Here is a 16,612-nt window from a genome sequence, read left to right as displayed (position 1 = left end):
CGCCAGGCCCGGGGGCCACCGCGAACGGTGATTCCGTGCTCAGCCGACGGCGAGCTTCACCTGGCGGGAGTCGGCGGCGGCGGACGGGGTGGTGCCGATGTTGGAGACGGTGGCAATGACGACGGCGTCCGCGCCGGGGATCCAGTTGACGGTCTTGGACTGGACGGGCAGCTGCCGCTGCTGGACGGTGCCGTCGCAGACGATGTCGGTGTCCGGGGTGCGGCTGGAGCCGAAGGCCTTGGAGGAGGAGTCCTCCGGGTCCTGCTGTTCGACCGAGACGGTGAGCGAGCGGGCCCCGTCGGCGACCGAGCACAGGTAGCTGACGTTCACCCGGGCCTTGCTGGGGATCTTCGGGTCGATCACGACGTCACCGAGGGTGACGGCGATGGCGGACGCATCGTCGGCCGGGGCCGCCGTCGGGGCGGCGGCGTGGGCCGGGGCGGCGAGGCCGGTGAGGGCCGAGGTCAGTACCGTCAGGACGATCCACCGCTGCACTGCAACCTCCGAGGATGTGGGGCGTGGTGCGGCCGACGCTAACCGCCGCTCCGCCCGCCCGCGCGCCGGGTCGTCCGATCGTCGTACGAACGACCTCGTGACGACCCGGCAGCAGCACGGCGTCACCGTCGCGGCCGCAGCCACACCGCCCAGGTCAGCGCCGAGCACAGCAGGTACGCCACCAGGAACCCGAGGTACGCGGCGTCCCCGTTGTGGCTGGCCAGGAAGGACTGCCGGAAGGCCAGGTTCACCAGCACCCCGCCGAAGGCCCCCACCGCGCCCGCCAGGCCGATCAGCGCCGCCGTCCGCCGCCGGGAGTCGGCCTCGGCGGCGGCCGGGTCGGCGCCGGCCGCGACCGCCGTCCGGGCGAGGCCCTGGTAGTGCGCCGGGATCATCTTGTAGGTGGACCCGTTGCCGATCCCGCTGAGCACGAAGAGCGCGATGAACCCGCCGAGGAAGAGCGGCAGCGAGCCGGCCCGGGAGGCGAGCAGCACGACCGCCGTGCCGGCGCCCATGGCGGCGAAGGTCGCCAGCGTGACCCTGGCCCCGCCGTACCGGTCGGCGAGGCGTCCGCCGACGGGCCGCAGCAGGGAGCCGAGCAGCGGTCCGAGGAAGGTGAGGGCGGCGGCCTTGACCGGGGTGTCGAAGCGGTCGTGGAACTGGACCTGGAGCACCTGCCCGAAGGCGAAGCCGAAGCCGATGAAGGAGCCGAAGGTGCCGATGTAGAGGGTGGAGACCGCCCAGCCGTAGGGGTCGCGGGCGACCTCCCGCAGCGCCCGCCCTTCTCCCCTGGGCGCCTTCGGCAGGTTGTCCATCCGCCACTGGGCCCCGGCCGCCGCGAGCACGATCAGCGGCAGGTAGAGCAGCGGCAGCAGCCGGGGGTGGGCGGCGCCGGCGGTGGCCAGCACGAGCAGCCCGAGCAACTGGACGGCGGGGACGCCGAGGTTGCCGCCGCCCGCGTTGATCCCGAGGGCCCAGCCCTTGAGCCGGTGCGGGTAGAAGGCGTTGATGTTGGCCATCGAGGAGGCGAAGTTGCCGCCGCCGACGCCGGCCACGCAGGCGACGGCGAGCAGGGTGCCGTAGGAGACGCCGGGTTCCAGCACCAGGGCGGCGAGGGCCGTCGGGACCAGCAGCAGCAGGGCGCTGACCACCGTCCAGGTGCGGCCGCCGAAGCGGGCGACGGCGAAGGTGTACGGCAGCCGGAGCAGGGCGCCGAGCGCGGTGGGCAGCGCGGTGAGGGTGAACTTGCCCGCGGTGTCGATGCGGTACTCGGGCCCGAGGAAGAGCACCAGCACGGACCACAGGCTCCACACCGAGAAGCCGATGTGCTCGGAGAGGACGGAGAAGACCAGGTTGCGCCGGGCGATCCGGGCGCCGCCGCGGGCCCACATCTCCTCGTCCTCCGGGTCCCAACCGGCCAGCGGGGCGGGGGTTCTGGACTCCACGACGGCGGTCATGCCGCGGCCTCCACGGGGAGCACCCGGACCGGCCAGCGGCGCAGCACCGCGGGTGCGCCGTCGGGCGCGGTGTCCTCGTCCAGGCAGCGGCCGTCGGTGAGGTCGTACACCTGCTTGTACATCGGCGAGGTGAGGGTGGGCCGGTCGCCGCGGCTGCCGAGCAGGCCGCGGGAGAGGACGGGGGCGCCGCTGAACGGGTCGAGGTTGTCGACGGCGTACAACTCGCCGCCGCGGCTGCGGAACAGGGCGACCTGCTGGGCGACCTGCCCGGCCTCGGGGAGCAGCACGGCGACGCCGCGGCCGGGTTGGAGGTCGGCGAGGGCGCAGACGGTCTGCCAGTGGTTGCCGTCGTGGATCTGTACGGTCACGGGGTGAGCACCTCCAGTCGGGCCCCGGCGACGAGCACCGGGGAGTTGAGGGTGCGGCCGGCCTCGCCGGGGCGGGCGGGGCGGATCTGGCCGCGTTCGGGAACGAAGGTAACGGCGGGGTCGGGGGTGCCGGGAGCATTGACAAAGGAGGAGAACCGCCGCAGCCGCTCGGGGTCGGCCAGGGTTTCGGCCCATTCGTCCCGATAGCCGCTGATGTGACACATCGTCAGTTCGTCGAGCTCGGCGGCGATGCCGAGCGAGTCGTCCAGGACGACGGCCCGCAGGTGGTCGAGTCCGCCCTCCAGGCGCTCCAGCCAGACCGAGGTGCGTTCCAGGCGGTCGGCGGTGCGGATGTAGAACATCAGGAAGCGGTCGATGGTGCGGATGAGGGTCTCGCGGTCGAGGTCGGCGGCGAGCAGGTCGGCGTGCCGGGGGGTGGTGCCGCCGTTGCCGCCGACGTAGAGGTTCCAGCCGGCCGAGGTGGCGATGACGCCGAAGTCCTTGCTCTGCGCCTCCGCGCACTCGCGGGCGCAGCCGGAGACGGCGGCCTTGAGCTTGTGCGGGGAGCGCAACCCCCGGTAGCGGAGCTCCAGTTCGATGGCGAGGGTGGTGGAGTCCTGGACGCCGAAGCGGCACCAGGTCTCGCCGACGCAGGACTTCACGGTGCGCAGCGACTTGCCGTAGGCGTGCCCGGACTCGAAGCCCGCGTCGACCAGCTTGCGCCAGATGACGGGGAGTCCGTCGACGGTGGCGCCGAACATGTCGATCCGCTGGCCGCCGGTGATCTTGGTGTAGAGGCCGTGGTCGCGGGCGATCTCGCCGATCGCGATCAGGCCCTCGGGGGTGATCTCGCCGCCGGGCACCCGGGGGACCACCGAGTAGGAGCCGTTGCGCTGGAGGTTGGCGAGGAAGTGGTCGTTGGAGTCCTGGAGAGCGCCCTGTTCGCCGTCCAGGATGTGGCCGTTGCCGAGGCTGGCCAGGATGGAGGCGACGGTCGGCTTGCAGACGTCGCAGCCCTCGCCGCCGCTGCCGTACCCGGCGAGCAGGTCGGAGAAGCCGGTCAGTCCGGTGACCCGGACGATCTCGTACAACTCGGCACGGCTGTGGGCGAAGTGCTCGCACAGGCCCTGGACGGTGGCGACCCCGGCGGCGGCCAGTTCCTCGGTGACGACGGTGCCGAGCTGCTTGAGGCAGCTGCCGCAGCCGGTCCCGGCCCGGGTGCACTTCTTGACGGCGGCGACGCCGTCGGCGCCCTGGTCGCGGACGGCGGCCCGGACGGCGCCCTGGGTGACGTTGTGGCAGGAGCAGAGCACCGCGTCGTCGGGCAGGGCGAGCGGTCCGGCGGGGGCGGACCCGGCGGGCAGCACCAGCTGTTCGGGGGCGACGGTGAGCGGCTTCCCGGCGACGGCGAGCGGGCGCAGCGCGCCGTAGCCCTCGGTGTCGCCGACCAGGACGCCGCCGCCCCCACCCCGCAGCAGGCCGTCGCCGCCCTCCTCGCCGCCGGACACCCCGACGTCGCTCTGGCCGGCTACCTCCTCTCCCCCGGCTTCTTCGCCCGCCGCGCGGCCACCACGGCGGCCACCTGGACCACCGCCCCGTTGGGCGCCCACCCGGCCGTCGCCCGCCTCGTCCTGCACCGCTACGACCAGGCCCTGGCGGCCACCGCCCTGCCCACGGCCGCCTGACCGGCCCCGCGGGCCCCGGCTCCGGGCGTTCGGAGCGGCGGTGCACCGCCCTGCCGGATGCCCGGAGCAGGCCTCCGCTACCGTCGACCGGAAGCCCCGCGGAGGCGGGGGCGGGCGGGAGCGGGCGAGAGGCACGGGTGGGGGCAGGGTGGATCCGAACAGTGGACCGGTCGTGGGTGTGGGGCTCACCCCGACGGAGACGTCCGCACTCCTGCTGGACAAGATCCGCCGGGGGCACGACTACGCCCGCCGGAGGAAGGAACGGTTCCGTCGGCGCGCTTCCGCGGTGAAGCTCCTGACGCTGGCGCTGTCCGCCGCCTCCACCATCCTGCTGGGCCTGCACCGGTGGACGGACCTGGCGTTCGCGCTGGTGGCCCTGGTGACGGCGCTGGCGGCCGCCGAGCCGTTCTTCAACTGGCGCTCCCGGTGGGTGCTGATGGAGGAGGCGCAGTACCGCTTCCGGCGGCTCTCCGACGACCTGGAGTACCTGCTGGCGTCGACGACGGCCGACGGCCCGACCCGGCACCAGCTCGACGGCGTCTTCGGCAGGTACCAGGCGGTCTGGGACGACCTGAGCCGCACCTGGCTGGAACGGCGGCGCGAACCCGCGCCGCCGTCGACCGCCTGATCGATCACCGGGCCGACCGTCCGGCCGACCCCCGCCGGGTGCCCGGCTCCGGTGGTCAGCCCGTGACGCTGGCGGCGCCGGTCTCCAGGTGGCCGGTGGCACGGCGGCTCCAGGCGGGGTCGCTGCCGACGGTCACGGTGAAGTCGTACCAGCCCTGCGCGATGGTGACGGCGTTGAAGTAGTCCCTGACCGTGGCCCCCGGGGCGACCTGGTAGGTCCAGCTGCCGGTCCGGTAGTTGGTGGCCGTGACGGTGAAGGTCACCGTACTGGTGCCGGTGTTGGTCATGGCGAACCAGAGCGCCGGCCGGCCGGTGTCCGGCGCCGGCGCGTACGAGGTGGTGGCCTCGGCGGTGCGGCCCGCGGTGGTCGCGTTTCCGGCGAACCGGCGCAGGGTGCGGTTGGGGCCGAGCACGGTGAGGTCGTACTGCCCGTTGCCGGAGCCGGCGCCGATGTCGAAGGAGTCGCGGGCGCTGCCGTCGGTGCCGCTGCCGGCGTCGTACGGGGCGACGGTGTACTGCCGGGGGCCTTCGGTGCGGTAGGCGTTGGCGTGGATCGAGTAGTGCGCCCAGGCGGTGGCCTGCGGGCCCTGGTTGGCCAGGTCGATCCAGAGCAGGGTCCGGCCGTCGGCCGTGGACTCGATCCGGTCCACCCAGGCGTTGGGCTGGTAGGGCAGCGCGCGGGCGGGCTTGGTGCCGGGCTCCTGGACGGGCATGGAGTTGGTGCCGGGGCTCGGGTTGATCTGGAGGTTCGCGGTGGCCTGGCTGATGGTGGCGCTGGTGTCGGGCAGCGCGGGCACCCCGTGGACGGGGTTGGCGAAGTCGAAGGCACCGGTGAGGTCGCCGCAGACCTGGCGGCGCCAGGTGCTGATGTTGGGGCAGACGGCGGGGGTGCCCAGCGCGGCGGTCCAGGTCTCCAGGAAGCGGATGACGCTGGTGTGGTCGTAGACCCGGGAGTCGACCCAGCCGCCGCGGGTCCACGGCGAGACCACGATCATCGGGACGCGGAAGCCGAGGCCGATGCCCGCACCCTTGCAGAACTCGCCGGCGGTGCCGGCCGGGGCCGCGGGCGGGGGCACGTGGTCGAAGAAGCCGTCGTTCTCGTCGTAGTTGAGGAACAGGGCGGTGGAGTCGAAGACCTCCGGGGAGGCCGCCAGGGCCTGCAGCACCAGGTTGACGAAGTGCGCGCCGTTCTCCGGCGGGCCGTCCGGGTGCTCGGAGAACAGCTGGTCGGCCACCACCCAGGAGACCTGGGGCAGGGTGCCGGCGAGCGCGTCGGCCCTGATCGCGGCGGCGATGTCGTCCGGGGTCGAGCCGGTGCGGGCGGGCACCGAGCCCATGCCGCGCTGGGCGAGCGGGCTCGAACTCGGCGCGCCGGTGAACTGGTTGAAGTAGGCGAGGCCGTTGTCGCCGAAGTTGTCGTTGGCGTTCTGGTAGACCTTCCAGCTGACGCCCGCGTCCTGGAGGGCCTCGGCGTAGGTCTGCCAGCGCAGGCCCGACTCGGAGCCGCCGTCGTAGGCCGGTCCGCCCGCGGTGGCGGCCGGGTCGATCGTGCCGGACCACAGGTAGGTGCGGTTGGGGCCGGTGGCCGAGAGGATGGAGCAGTGGTAGGCGTCGCAGACGGTGTAGGCGTCGGCCAGCGCGTAGTGGAACGGTATGTCCTCGCGGGCCATGAAGCCCATGGTTCTGTCCGAGCCCTTGGCGGCGATCCAGGAGTCCATCCTCCCGTTGTTCCAGGCCTGGTGCTGGGTGGACCAGGAGTGGTCGAGCGAGCCGTCGCACTGCGCGAGCTGCTCGGGGCTGACGCCCCACCACCAGGTGTTCGTCTTGCTGAGCTGCCAGGGGTACTGCCGCCCGCTGCCGTTCGGCTGGTTGAACACGCTGGTGCCGCCCGCGATCTGCAGGGCGGTGCGGTCGCCGAAACCGCGCACGCCCTTCAGGGTGCCGAAGTAGTGGTCGAAGCTGCGGTTCTCCTGCATGAGCACCACGACGTGCTTGACGTCCCGGATCGTCCCCGTGCTGCCGGTGCTGCCGGTCGTGGCGGCCTGCGCGCCCGGCGCCGCGCCGGGCAGGGCCGTGTCCAGCCCGATGGCGGCGCCGAGGGCGGCGGCCGAGCCGAGGAAGGTACGGCGGGTGACGAGTGACACGGGTGGCCTCCGAGAAGTCTGGACAACTCCGACGTCGGCGACTGTCGGGCAGCCGGATGGCTACCGACCGGTAGCCGGGTGGCCGAGAAGTTACACCTGGCCGACAGTTGACGGAAGGTCTCACACCGTCACGGGATCCGCCCTGCCGCCGCGCGCCTCGGCCCGCCGGGAACCCGCCGGGAGCCCGCGGCCACCGGATGCACACGAACCGGCCGCCGGTGAGGATGGGCGGCGGGGCCGGGCAGTGGACGGAGTCGCTGGTGAAGGCGTTACCGGGTGGCCGCACCGCGCTCGTCGCGGTCCTCGCCTGCCTCGCCGTCCTGACCACGGGCGCGAGCCCCTCGCCGACGGACACGACCTCGTCGTCCTCGCCCTCGCCGTCGACCTCGGGGGCCACCTCGGGGGCCACCTCGTCGGCAGCGGCCGTCACCCTGGCGCCGACGCACGGACCCCGGTTCGGGACCGTTCAGGTGACGCTCTCCGGCTTCCCGGTCTGCGAGAGCGGTCTCTCGACGCGCCCCAACCCGGTCGATGCCCTGGTGACCTGGGACGACACCCCGGCCACCCGCCTCACGACCGTCCGGACCGGGACGAAGCCGCCGTCCTCCGGCACGTTCACGGTGCCCGAAGGCGCCGGCGACGGCGTGCACACGGTCACGGCGACGTGCCCGGGCTTCCCCCCGACCGTGGCGACGGCGCACTTCACCGTCGCGCCGCCGACACTGACGGCGGATCCGGCCCGCTCGGCGCCCGGGTCCACCACGACCCTCGTCGGCACCGGCTTCGCCTGCCCCGCGGACGACACCGTCGCCCTGGTCTGGGGCACCACCGCGCTTCCCGGCCCCGGAAAGCCCGACGCCGACGGGGGCTTCCGCACCGGCGTCACCGTGCCCGCGGACGCGGCCGCCGGTGACCACGACGTCCGGGCGTCCTGTGCGGCGGAGCCCCGGATCACGGCGGACGTCCACGTCCTCGTCCCGGCCCCGGGTCCGACCACGTCCTCGCCGACTACGCCCACGCCTCCGCAGCCGTCGCCCGTCCGGACGATGACCGCGTCGCCGGGCGCCCCCCTGCACGTCTCCGGCCGGACGAACGCCTGCACCGGGGGCGCCGACCCGCGCCAGGTGGTGCTCTCCTGGGACGGCGGGCCCCGGTCCCACCCGGTCACGGCCGACGAGTCGGGCCGGTTCCGGTCGATCGCCACCGTCCCGGCCACCGCGCCCACCGGCCCCCACCGGATCACCGTGGAGTGCGCGGGCACCCACACGGTGACCGAGATCGTCCCGGTCGTCGTCGCCCAGCACGTCCCGCCGCCCCCGCCGAAGCCCCACCTGCTCTGGATCGTCCTCGGCGCTCTCGCGGGTGTGGCCCTGGCGGCGTTCGGGCTGCGCCGCGTCCTGCGGCCGGGCGGCACGGCGGGCCGGGCGGGTCGGGCAGGCCGGGCGGGCACGGTGACGGCCGAGGCGGGCGCGTGGGGAGACGCCCGGACGGAACTGACCGAGCGGCCCGGTCCCGCCGGGCCCGGGCACAGCGTCCGCCTGGTGCCGCGCCCGGATCCGGGCCGGCAGAGCTTCGAGGAGGTGCGCGATGACGATGGTCGCGACGGATGACCCGTACTCCCTGGCGACGTTCCTGGGAGCCGTCGAGCCGTTCGCCGACGTCCTCCGGTCGAACGGCCTGGACACCGCCCTGGACGGGCTGGACACCGCGCTCGCCCGGGCCGCCCGGCAGGAGGTGGCGAGCGTCGTGCACGGCTTCCTGGGGCTGGACATGATCGACCTGCTCGCCGGCGGCTGGCGCACCCAGTCACAGCTCGCCGCGGCCGCCCGGGAGACCTGCGCGGCCCCCGGCAGCGAGGAGGTCGTCGCACTGCTGGAGCACCGGGTCAGGTCGGTGCACCAGCCCTCGGTGAACGTGCTCGTCGACGGCGTCTCGATGGGCACCCTCGAGGTGGACATCGAGGTGGTCTTCGAGCTCGACGGGATCGTGGCCGTCGTACGCGGGGGCAGACTGGTCGCGGTGCGGGCGGGTCGCTGCACGGCGAGCGCGACGGTGGCACTGGAGCGGATCCCGCTGCTGAGCCGCCGACGGGAGTTCGACCTGCCCGGCGGCGTGGGGTGGCGCCGGGGCATGGTGCTGCGGCACTGCACGCCGACCCCTCCCCCGCCCCCTCCGCCGACCCCGCCGGGCTGATCGGCCGGGGGCTGCCCGCTACGCCGCTTCCTCCCCTCGTCCGGCCGAGGCGACGAAGGCCAGCAGCCGCTCGTTGACCGCCTCGGGCTGCTCCAGGTTCAGCCCGTGGCCCGCCCGTTCGAGGATCTCGGCCCGCACCTCCGGAACCAGCGCCGTCACCCGCTCCACCACCTGCCGCGGCCGCAGCAGCGCGCTGCGCCGGCCCACCAGCACCAGGACGGGCAGCCCGATCGACCCCAACTCCACGTCCGTGAAAGGCCGGGCCGGTGGCCGGCCGCCCGGCTTGTAGCTGCGCATGGCGAGCATCAGCGGGGCGATCATCTCGCGCGGCGCACTGAGCGCCGGGTTCGCCAGCAGCCGCCCGAGCCCGGGGCGCAGCGGCCGCGGCGCGAGCATGCCGAACAGTCCGCCGATCATGTGGGCGTAGAACCGCGCGGGGACCTTCTCGATGCCGCCCGGGTCCAGCGAGGTGACGGAGGCGAGCCGTTCGGGCGCGTGGATCGCCTGGTTGAGGGCCAGCCAGCCGCCGTACGAGACCCCGACCAGGTGCACCCGGTCCAGTCCGAGCCCCGTCAGCACCTCCCCCAGCCACTCCGCGTTCTCCGCCGATCCGGCCGCGACGGCGCGCTGCTCACTGCGGCCGGGGTCGTCCAGGGTGTCGACGGCGTAGACCGGGTGGTGCGCGCCCAGGGCCGCGATCTGCGGGTACCAGTTGGACGGGTGCCCGGCGTGGCCGTGCAGCAGCACGATCGGCTCGCCGGTCCCCGCGCCGTAGCGGTGGACGTGCACGCTCCCGTACCCGGTCTCGACGTCGAACTCCTGCCGCGGGCCGGGCCACAGCTCCATCGCCCGGTCGTACGCCTCAAGGAACTTCGCCTTCGCCGTCTCGCTGGTGAAGTGCCCGACGCTGGTCCTGGTCATGATCCCTCCCGGTTTTGATGGTATGGTTGTACCACAAAAACATCCGGAAGGAACCCGATGCCCAAGCTGGTGGACCACGAGGAGCGACGGGCCCACATCATCGACGCCCTGCTCCGCTCGGCGGCGAGCAGCGGCCTCCACTCCGTCACCATGCGCTCCGTGGCGGTCGAGGCCGGCGTCTCCGTGCGGCTCGTCCAGTACTACTTCGACACCAAGGAGCAACTGCTCCTCGCCGCCATGACCCGCCTCGCCACCCGGATGGGCGAGCGCGTCCAGCGCCGCGTCCGCGCCACCGGCGCGGGCAGCGACCCGCGCGCCGTCGTCGAGGCGGTGCTGCTCGAAGCCGTCCCCACCGACGAGGAGAGCCGCGCCTTCCACCTCATCTACACCGAGTACGCCGTCCTCTCCGTCACCGACCCGGCCCTCGGCGGACAGCCCTTCCTCGCCGCACCCGACGAGATGGAGTCCTTCCTCGCCGCCCAACTCGCCGCCGCCGGCGCCGCCGACCCGCGCCAGGAGGCCGTCGTCCTGCTGGCGGTCTCGGCGGGCCTGGGCCTCAGCGTGCTGCTCGACCAGCGGACGGCGGAGGACGCCACGGCCGTCCTCCGCTACCACCTCGGCCGGGTCCTCCCTGCGTAGCACCGCTTCACCCAGGGCAGAACGCGGCGCCCTTCCCCCCGCGCCCCGGATCCCTAGGCTGGAGGGGTGAGCACTCATGCGCCGAACGAAGCCCGCGTCATCCCGCTGCGCCGCCCGCAGGCCACGCCGCCCGCACCTCCCGCGCCGAAGGAACCGCTCTGGCGCGACCTCGTCGGCGACGTGCTGCGGCGCGAACGGCTCGCCCAGGAGCGGACGTTGAAGGACGTCGCGGAGACCGCCCGGATCTCGGTCCCGTACCTGTCCGAGCTGGAGCGCGGCCGCAAGGAGGCCTCCTCCGAGGTGCTCGCGGCCGCCGCCAAGGCCCTCGGACTCCGCCTCGGCGACCTCCTCTCGCTCGCCCAGGACGAGCTGGTCCGGCACACCCGGCCGAACCGGACGAGCGGGCCCCGGGCGCAGTACGACGGGCTCTGCATGGCGGCTTGACCACAGCGGTGGCCGGTACACCCCCGTCGTACCGGCCACCGCCGACGCTCACCGCCGGCTCAGCACCTGGTCCGCGAGCCCGTACGCGACGGCCTCCTCGGCACTGAGCACCTTGTCCCGATCCATGTCCGCGCGCAGCGTCGCCACGTCGTGGTGGGTGTGCCGGGCAAGGACCTCCTCCACCTGCGACCGGATCCGGACCATCTCCTTCGCCGCGAGGCTCAGGTCCGAGACCGTCCCCTGCCGCCCACCACTGGCCGGCTGCCCGAGCAGCACCCGCGCGTGCCGCAGCACGAACCGCCGCCCCGCATCCCCACCCGCCAGCAGCACCGCCGCCGTCGACGCCGCCTGTCCGACGCAGAACGTCGAGATCGGCGCCTGCACGAAGGTCATCGTGTCGTAGATCGCCATCAGCGAAGTGAACGACCCTCCGGGCGAGTTGAGGTAGATCGAGATCTCCCGCTCCGGATTCTCCGACTCCAGGTGCAGGAGCTGCGCGATGACCACGTTCGCGACCCCGTCGTCGATCTCGGTGCCGAGGAAGATGATCCGCTCGTTCAGCAGCCGGCTGAACACGTCGTACGTCCGCTCGCCCTTCGCCGTCCGCTCGATCACGTACGGAACCGTGTACGACCCCATGTCAGAGCCCCATCCGTCGCCGCGAGGAGGCCGGGCGGATGTCGTCGACCGACTCCACCACCCGGTCCACGAGCCCGTACGCCACGGCCTGCTCGGCCGTGAACCAGCGGTCCCGGTCACCGTCCCGGGCGATGGTCTCCGTGCTCTGCCCGGTGTGCTCGGCGGTGATCCGCTCGATGGTGCGCTTGGTGTACTCCAGGTTCTCGGCTTGGATCTCGATGTCCGCGGTCGTCCCGCCGATGCCCGCCGACGGCTGGTGCATCATGATCCGCGCGTTCGGGAGCACGAACCGCTTACCGCGCGCCCCCGTCGTGAGGAGGAACTGCCCCATGCTCGCCGCGAACCCCATCGCCAGCGTCGAGACGTCGTTGGGGATCAGCCGCATCGTGTCGTAGACGGCCAGCCCGGCCGACACCGACCCACCGGGACTGTTGATGTACAGGCCGATGTCGCTCCGCGGATCCTCCGCCGACAGCAACAGCAACTGGGCGCACACCCGGTTCGCCGACACATCGTCGACCTGCGTGCCCAACAACACGATGCGCTGGGCCAGCAGTTGGGCCGCGAGCTGGTCATCGAAGGGCCCGGGCCGGGTATCACCGTCCCCCGCGCGGGGCGCGAGCGCGGTGGCGAATGGAGTCATCTGGTCCTCCTGGTCGAGGCGGAACTGCCGTCCCCTCCACTCTCACCTCGCACCGCCCCCCGCCCCCCGTTTCTCTGCCCACCGCAGATTCGCCACGGGCAGAGCGCGGCTACGCCACCTGACGCGGAGTCCCGCGGAACACCTCCCGCGCATGCCACTCCCGGTGCCGGTCCGCGACCGGCGGGACGCCCGGCTGCGGGCCGATGACGGGTCGTCCGGCGAGTGCGAGCACCTGCTGCCGGCTGGCCTCACTTCGGCCGACGAACCGCTGGGACACGAGGATCCGCCGCCCCTCCCCCAAGCCCAGGACGCCCTTGTCGAACAGCTTGTGGTGCAGCGAGCACAGGCACAGGCCGTTGTCGACGTCGTCCGGCCCGTCATACGACCACCAGCGCACGTGCGCGGCCTCCAGCCCGACCGCGCTCGCCCCGAGGGCGCCGTCGTAGCCGCAGAACGCGCACTGGAACTCGTAAGCGGTGAGTATCAGGTCACGCATCCGCCGATCCCGCTGCCGCCGGGCGGCGGCGGTCGCGGTGGCCTCGGCCTGCTCCAGGTCGAGACCGACCGCCTCGCAGAGATCGGCGTGCAGGGAGGAGGGGAAGTGGGCGTCCAGCAGCACCCTGGCCATCCGCCCCAGCAGCGCCGGTTCCTCCCCCAGCGCCAGGCGCAGTTCCGCCGCGAGCCTGCCCGTCGCCCCGCTCGCGCGGAGAACCCCGACCCCGCTGCCGGGGCTCCCCGGCCCGTGATCGGTCCGGACCTCCCACACCCCGTCGCTGACCATGTGGTGGAACGGGTAGCCGGGGGTGGTCGGATTCGACGGCCCGTAGTCGGCGAGCAGCCGCTTCAGCTCCTCCTCGACCGCGCTGTAGCGCAGCTCGCCGTCCGCATCCCGCTGGTAACTGCCGAGTGCGTACAGCAGCAACAACGGCTTGTGCGGCGCCCGGACGCCGTTGTTCGTCCAGCGCCTGAGTTTCGCCACCCGCTCCAGCCAGTCCATGCGGGTCAGGGTAGCTACGCCGTCAGGTGGTCGAACTCCCCGGCCTTGGCCGCGCATATGAGCGCACGGAGATTCTCCGGCGCAGTGGTGAGGATGATGTCAGGGTCATCGCTCTCACGAATCCTGATGGCGCCGCCAGCAGCAGCCGCAAGGTAGATGCAGTTTGCTGCATCTGCGCTGTAGCTGGACTTCTGCCAGTCATGAGCGGCCATGTTCGTTCCTGTCTTCAGATGCTCTGAGCAACGCGGCGGATGAGGTCACGGGACGCGCCCGGCTTGAGCGAGTGCGTCTCCAGCCGATCCATCACGGCTCGATACTTGATCAGCTGTGGCTCGGTGTCGATGAACTCCGACTTGTCCGTGTCGACTTGAACAGTGTCCAGCCGCGGCACCACAGCATGGAAGTACACAACGCCAGCGCCCGAACCCGGATAGCTGCCGGTACCGAACGGAATCACCCGCAGGTCGATGTGAGGATTCTCGCTCATGGCCAGCAGGTGATCCAACTGTGCGCGTGCAACCTCGGGGCCACCGAACCCCATCCGCAGGGCGGCCTCATGGACGATGGCCGACAACTGGACCGGCTGATCACCATAGATCACTGCCTGCCGCTTGATTCGATGGGAGACGAGATGCTCCACCTCGGGCGGCGAAAGGGGTGGAACCGCATCGCGGAAGAGTGCGCGAGCGTGTTCCGGGGTCTGGAGAAGTCCAGGGATGTGGATCGCGGAAGCGATCCGCATCGACCGGGTGTGGTGTTCGAGTTCGGCCAGGTCAAGCGCTCCGGCCGGAAGGATCTCGCGATACTCCTCCCACCAGCCCCGGGTACGCCCGCCGGTCAGGCGCGTCAGTGCATCGATCAGGGCTTCATCAACGCAGCCGTAGAGGCGCGCCAGGGTCCGTACCCGGTCCGCGCTCACCGGGTAGCCGCCGGATTCGATGTTGCTGATCCGGGACTGCTGGGTGCCGTGCAATTCCCCGGCTCGCGTGACTGACAGACCTGCCTGCTCGCGCAGTCGACGCAGCTCTGCGCCGAGCCGCCGCTGCCGGATGGTCGGCGGAAACTTGCTGGGCGGCATCCGCTCTCTCCTCACTCTCGACCACCATCCTCGGCACCGTTCACTCATTGGAGTGGTGGTGCTAAGAATCATCCAAAGGCGGTGGATTACATACTACCTACTGGATACCCTTGACTAAGCGTCAGGGATGTTCGCCGCTCTGGCTGGTGGCAACTGGCGTCCAACTCCCGTTCTCTTAGGAGACTTCCATGGCTGCTGCACCCTCGCCAAACCCTGGCCCCTCCTTCAACCAGGAGCTGTGCGAACTCGTGCTCGACACCGCGCCCCGGCTCTTCGCCGTCGTCCAGGTGTGCGGCGACAGCAGCGCGGACGCCGACGGCTGGGTAGTGGCCTGGGGCCTCGCCGAACCCGACGGGCCGACCCACGTGATCAGCCTCGACGGCCGGGCCCGCCTGACCCTCGCCTCCCCCGAACGAGCCCTCCGCCACTTCGCCGGGCGCCCGGGTCTCACCGCCCGCCTCGTCTGGCTCGCCCACCCGAACACCGCCGCCCTGGACCAGCCCAAAGCCGCCTGACCCCCACACAGGAAGTCGACCTGGCCGACTTCCTGCGCCCGCCCCAGCCGCTCGTTAGTGTGAAGACCAGAACCACAGAGCACAGTTGGGGGGGAACCCGATGGGTGGATACATCTCGGAGCCGGAACGGCTTCCGGTGGCGGCGGCCAAGCTGGACGAGGGGGCGGACAAACTCACGCAGGCGAACACCGGTTTCGGCGAGTCGACCGCTGCCGCGACCCGTCACAACGAGTGGACCGTCGGTTCGTCCCTCGGCGCGGCCACCGGCCACTGGTCCACGGAAGCCGGCAAGGTCACCGATGCGGTGAAGAAGATCGCCGAGGGACTCCGCGTCACTGCCGCCAACTACTACCGGCAGGAAGCCGCCGTCGCGGAACAACTGCAGCGTGCTGCCGATCTGTTGGAGGACAAGAGCTGATGCCGTCCATCTACGCCGAGGATCCCGACGGCCGCCGCAAGGCCTCCGAACCCCTTCATGACCGCCGTTTCGCGAAACCCGTCACCCTCCAGCAGATCCGCTCCTGCGACCCAGAAGCGTTCCACCGGGCCGCGGAGGAGTGGGACAAGGTCGGGTCGGCCATGAGTTCTGCCAAGTTCATCGCCGTCGATGTGCTCTCCACTCTCCAGGAAGGCTGGAGTGGCGACGCCGCGACCCTCGGACGCCAGGCACTCACCGACCTGGTCGACGAAATGTCCATCGCCGAACAGGAGATGGAGGCGGCGAAGCTCACGCTGACGAACACCGCGACCGGCCTGGCCCTCGCCCGCCGATGGGTCGCCGAAGCGGACGATCTGGCCCGTGCCAACGACCTCACGATCAAGGACGACGGCGACATCGGCTATCCGGCCTGGCTGACCAGGAGCAACGACCCGGAGAGCGGGGGCGAGTCCCGGCGCCTGGGCACGGTGGCCGGAGACATCCGCAATCTGCTGACGGCTGCGACGAAGTACGCGTCCGATGTCAGCAACACGGCGGGGCACGAGCTCGACCGCATCAACGACGCTGTGAAGTACCGCCACCTCGACGACTGGACCAAGCGGGTGGTGGGCGAGGACCTGGCGGGCGCGCGGGACCTCTCAAAGGTCTTCGGCGGCGAGGGTGGAGTACTGCTGCCGCCCGATGCGTACGACCGGGGGGCGGGCGCCTACAACACCGAGGCCCCGACCGACCGAGACCGCAAGCTGGCCGCCACCCTCGGGGCCGGAATCGCGGGTCTGCCGTTCGCAACAGGCGGCACCAATGCCAGCGCCAACATGGCCCACTACCTTTCCGGCACCGGCGAACCGCTGAACCTGAACGTCGAGGACATGTTGAAGGACATTCCCGACTTCCAGAACAGCGTGGCCACCACCCTCGACGGCAACCTCCCGGGCTGGCAGGCCGAGGCCCTGGCGGAGTACCGGCGCACGGGCAAGCCGGTCGCGCTGGTCCAGCAGACCGGTTGGCAACCCATGTCCGCCACCCCGGACAGCAGCAAGGACTGGTTCTACGCGGTCGGGTCCTTCCACTACAACACCGAGGCGAAGATCGAGGTCAAGCCGACCTCACCCGGCGCTCCGCCAGAGGTGACCGTCACCTACAAGACCCACGTCCGCGACCGGTACAACTGGGACTTCGACAAGAACGACCCGCTTCATCAGAAGGGAACGAACGTACCGGGCCTGGGGTACGTCTCGGACGAGGACCTCCAGCGCCTCCATCGCACCGGCCTGGCACGGGAGTTCGACATGGGTGGTGCCGGCGACACGCGAACCAGGAAGCTCTGA

18 protein-coding genes and 1 pseudogene are annotated in these 16,612 nt (G+C 72.0%); 8 read left to right on the top strand and 11 right to left on the bottom strand.

Features of this window, described 5'->3' with window-relative positions; genetic code table 11:
* Positions 1-39: 39 nt before the first annotated feature.
* From ACFXPX_RS23925 to ACFXPX_RS23910, 4 genes and pseudogenes are all read right to left on the bottom strand, one after another.
* Positions 40-495, bottom strand: a complete 456-nt coding sequence (locus ACFXPX_RS23925) for a hypothetical protein (protein WP_380643140.1) — start codon at positions 493-495, stop codon at positions 40-42.
* 122 nt (positions 496-617) lie between these two features.
* On the bottom strand, positions 618-1,952 hold the full coding sequence (locus ACFXPX_RS23920; RefSeq protein ID WP_380521577.1) for a nitrate/nitrite transporter: 1,335 nt from the start codon (positions 1,950-1,952) through the stop codon (positions 618-620).
* A complete protein-coding gene (gene nirD / locus ACFXPX_RS23915) occupies positions 1,949-2,320 on the bottom strand; it encodes a nitrite reductase small subunit NirD (RefSeq protein WP_380590109.1) in 372 nt (123 codons plus the stop codon). The genes ACFXPX_RS23920 and nirD overlap by 4 nt, the downstream gene beginning before the upstream one ends.
* Positions 2,317-3,810, bottom strand: a pseudogene (locus ACFXPX_RS23910) ((2Fe-2S)-binding protein); the annotation flags it as partial. The gene nirD and the pseudogene ACFXPX_RS23910, both read right to left, overlap by 4 nt.
* Positions 3,811-4,177: 367 nt before the next feature.
* Here ACFXPX_RS23910 and ACFXPX_RS23905 point away from each other — a divergent pair.
* Positions 4,178-4,633, top strand: coding sequence for an SLATT domain-containing protein (locus ACFXPX_RS23905; RefSeq protein ID WP_380521582.1), 456 nt, complete (start codon positions 4,178-4,180; stop codon positions 4,631-4,633).
* A 55-nt stretch (positions 4,634-4,688) separates the two neighbouring features.
* Here the strand turns inward: ACFXPX_RS23905 and ACFXPX_RS23900 are convergent, their stop codons facing one another.
* Positions 4,689-6,776: a phosphocholine-specific phospholipase C gene (locus tag ACFXPX_RS23900; RefSeq protein ID WP_380643138.1), complete on the bottom strand. Its 2,088-nt coding sequence runs from the start codon at positions 6,774-6,776 to the stop codon at positions 4,689-4,691.
* Between the two features lie 260 nt (positions 6,777-7,036).
* Here ACFXPX_RS23900 and ACFXPX_RS23895 point away from each other — a divergent pair, with 260 nt between their 5' ends.
* Positions 7,037-8,386, top strand: coding sequence for a hypothetical protein (locus tag ACFXPX_RS23895; RefSeq protein ID WP_380643136.1), 1,350 nt, complete (start codon positions 7,037-7,039; stop codon positions 8,384-8,386).
* Positions 8,364-8,969 (top strand): hypothetical protein, encoded by a 606-nt coding sequence (locus ACFXPX_RS23890; protein WP_380521588.1) that lies wholly within the window; start codon positions 8,364-8,366, stop codon positions 8,967-8,969. The genes ACFXPX_RS23895 and ACFXPX_RS23890 overlap by 23 nt, the downstream gene beginning before the upstream one ends.
* A gap of 18 nt (positions 8,970-8,987) precedes the next feature.
* Here ACFXPX_RS23890 and ACFXPX_RS23885 read toward each other — a convergent pair whose 3' ends face one another.
* On the bottom strand, positions 8,988-9,890 hold the full coding sequence (locus ACFXPX_RS23885) for an alpha/beta fold hydrolase (protein ID WP_380643134.1): 903 nt from the start codon (positions 9,888-9,890) through the stop codon (positions 8,988-8,990).
* A 57-nt stretch (positions 9,891-9,947) separates the two neighbouring features.
* Between ACFXPX_RS23885 and ACFXPX_RS23880 the strand changes: the two genes are divergently transcribed.
* Both ACFXPX_RS23880 and ACFXPX_RS23875 read left to right on the top strand, forming a co-directional pair.
* On the top strand, positions 9,948-10,529 hold the full coding sequence (locus ACFXPX_RS23880) for a TetR/AcrR family transcriptional regulator (protein WP_380590121.1): 582 nt from the start codon (positions 9,948-9,950) through the stop codon (positions 10,527-10,529).
* A 66-nt stretch (positions 10,530-10,595) separates the two neighbouring features.
* Entirely contained in the window at positions 10,596-10,973 is a 378-nt protein-coding gene (locus tag ACFXPX_RS23875; RefSeq protein WP_380406314.1) for a helix-turn-helix domain-containing protein, read from the top strand.
* 48 nt (positions 10,974-11,021) lie between these two features.
* Here the strand turns inward: ACFXPX_RS23875 and ACFXPX_RS23870 are convergent, their stop codons facing one another.
* From ACFXPX_RS23870 to ACFXPX_RS23850, 5 genes are all read right to left on the bottom strand, one after another.
* Positions 11,022-11,612 (bottom strand): ClpP family protease, encoded by a 591-nt coding sequence (locus ACFXPX_RS23870; protein WP_375883634.1) that lies wholly within the window; start codon positions 11,610-11,612, stop codon positions 11,022-11,024.
* Between the two features lies 1 nt (position 11,613).
* Entirely contained in the window at positions 11,614-12,255 is a 642-nt protein-coding gene (locus ACFXPX_RS23865; RefSeq protein WP_380643132.1) for a ClpP family protease, read from the bottom strand.
* A 109-nt stretch (positions 12,256-12,364) separates the two neighbouring features.
* Positions 12,365-13,252 (bottom strand): phosphorothioated DNA-binding restriction endonuclease, encoded by an 888-nt coding sequence (locus ACFXPX_RS23860; protein ID WP_380643130.1) that lies wholly within the window; start codon positions 13,250-13,252, stop codon positions 12,365-12,367.
* 14 nt (positions 13,253-13,266) lie between these two features.
* Complete coding sequence (locus ACFXPX_RS23855; protein ID WP_375883626.1) at positions 13,267-13,464, bottom strand: DUF397 domain-containing protein; 198 nt, start codon at positions 13,462-13,464, stop codon at positions 13,267-13,269.
* A gap of 14 nt (positions 13,465-13,478) precedes the next feature.
* Positions 13,479-14,330: a helix-turn-helix domain-containing protein gene (locus tag ACFXPX_RS23850; protein ID WP_380521600.1), complete on the bottom strand. Its 852-nt coding sequence runs from the start codon at positions 14,328-14,330 to the stop codon at positions 13,479-13,481.
* A 188-nt stretch (positions 14,331-14,518) separates the two neighbouring features.
* Here ACFXPX_RS23850 and ACFXPX_RS23845 point away from each other — a divergent pair, with 188 nt between their 5' ends.
* The 3 genes from ACFXPX_RS23845 (at position 14,519) to ACFXPX_RS23835 (ending at position 16,612) form a co-directional block, all read left to right on the top strand.
* Complete coding sequence (locus ACFXPX_RS23845; protein WP_380643128.1) at positions 14,519-14,845, top strand: hypothetical protein; 327 nt, start codon at positions 14,519-14,521, stop codon at positions 14,843-14,845.
* 100 nt (positions 14,846-14,945) lie between these two features.
* Complete coding sequence (locus ACFXPX_RS23840) at positions 14,946-15,263, top strand: type VII secretion target (RefSeq protein ID WP_380521605.1); 318 nt, start codon at positions 14,946-14,948, stop codon at positions 15,261-15,263.
* Positions 15,263-16,612 carry a hypothetical protein gene (locus ACFXPX_RS23835; protein WP_380643126.1) on the top strand — a complete coding sequence of 450 codons (1,350 nt, stop codon included), beginning with the start codon at positions 15,263-15,265 and terminating at the stop codon, positions 16,610-16,612. Before ACFXPX_RS23840 ends, ACFXPX_RS23835 begins: the two co-directional genes overlap by 1 nt.

The organism is Kitasatospora sp. NPDC059146, from assembly GCF_042786665.1.
GTDB lineage: Bacteria > Actinomycetota > Actinomycetes > Streptomycetales > Streptomycetaceae > Kitasatospora.
Note: the sequence above shows the minus strand (reverse complement) of the source record. Positions and strands in the feature narration are given on the sequence as shown.

What these genes read in the sequence shown, in the direction of transcription:
- ACFXPX_RS23870 (WP_375883634.1), bottom strand. Translation starts at nt 11,612, where the DNA reads ATGGGGTCGTACACGGTTCCGTACGTGATCGAGCGGACGGCGAAGGGC.
- ACFXPX_RS23865 (WP_380643132.1), bottom strand. Translation starts at nt 12,255, where the DNA reads ATGACTCCATTCGCCACCGCGCTCGCGCCCCGCGCGGGGGACGGTGAT.
- ACFXPX_RS23885 (WP_380643134.1), bottom strand. Translation starts at nt 9,890, where the DNA reads ATGACCAGGACCAGCGTCGGGCACTTCACCAGCGAGACGGCGAAGGCG.
- ACFXPX_RS23890 (WP_380521588.1), top strand. Translation starts at nt 8,364, where the DNA reads ATGACGATGGTCGCGACGGATGACCCGTACTCCCTGGCGACGTTCCTG.
- ACFXPX_RS23835 (WP_380643126.1), top strand. Translation starts at nt 15,263, where the DNA reads ATGCCGTCCATCTACGCCGAGGATCCCGACGGCCGCCGCAAGGCCTCC.
- ACFXPX_RS23840 (WP_380521605.1), top strand. Translation starts at nt 14,946, where the DNA reads ATGGGTGGATACATCTCGGAGCCGGAACGGCTTCCGGTGGCGGCGGCC.
- ACFXPX_RS23920 (WP_380521577.1), bottom strand. Translation starts at nt 1,952, where the DNA reads ATGACCGCCGTCGTGGAGTCCAGAACCCCCGCCCCGCTGGCCGGTTGG.
- ACFXPX_RS23850 (WP_380521600.1), bottom strand. Translation starts at nt 14,330, where the DNA reads ATGCCGCCCAGCAAGTTTCCGCCGACCATCCGGCAGCGGCGGCTCGGC.
- ACFXPX_RS23880 (WP_380590121.1), top strand. Translation starts at nt 9,948, where the DNA reads ATGCCCAAGCTGGTGGACCACGAGGAGCGACGGGCCCACATCATCGAC.
- ACFXPX_RS23855 (WP_375883626.1), bottom strand. Translation starts at nt 13,464, where the DNA reads ATGGCCGCTCATGACTGGCAGAAGTCCAGCTACAGCGCAGATGCAGCA.
- ACFXPX_RS23860 (WP_380643130.1), bottom strand. Translation starts at nt 13,252, where the DNA reads ATGGACTGGCTGGAGCGGGTGGCGAAACTCAGGCGCTGGACGAACAAC.
- ACFXPX_RS23845 (WP_380643128.1), top strand. Translation starts at nt 14,519, where the DNA reads ATGGCTGCTGCACCCTCGCCAAACCCTGGCCCCTCCTTCAACCAGGAG.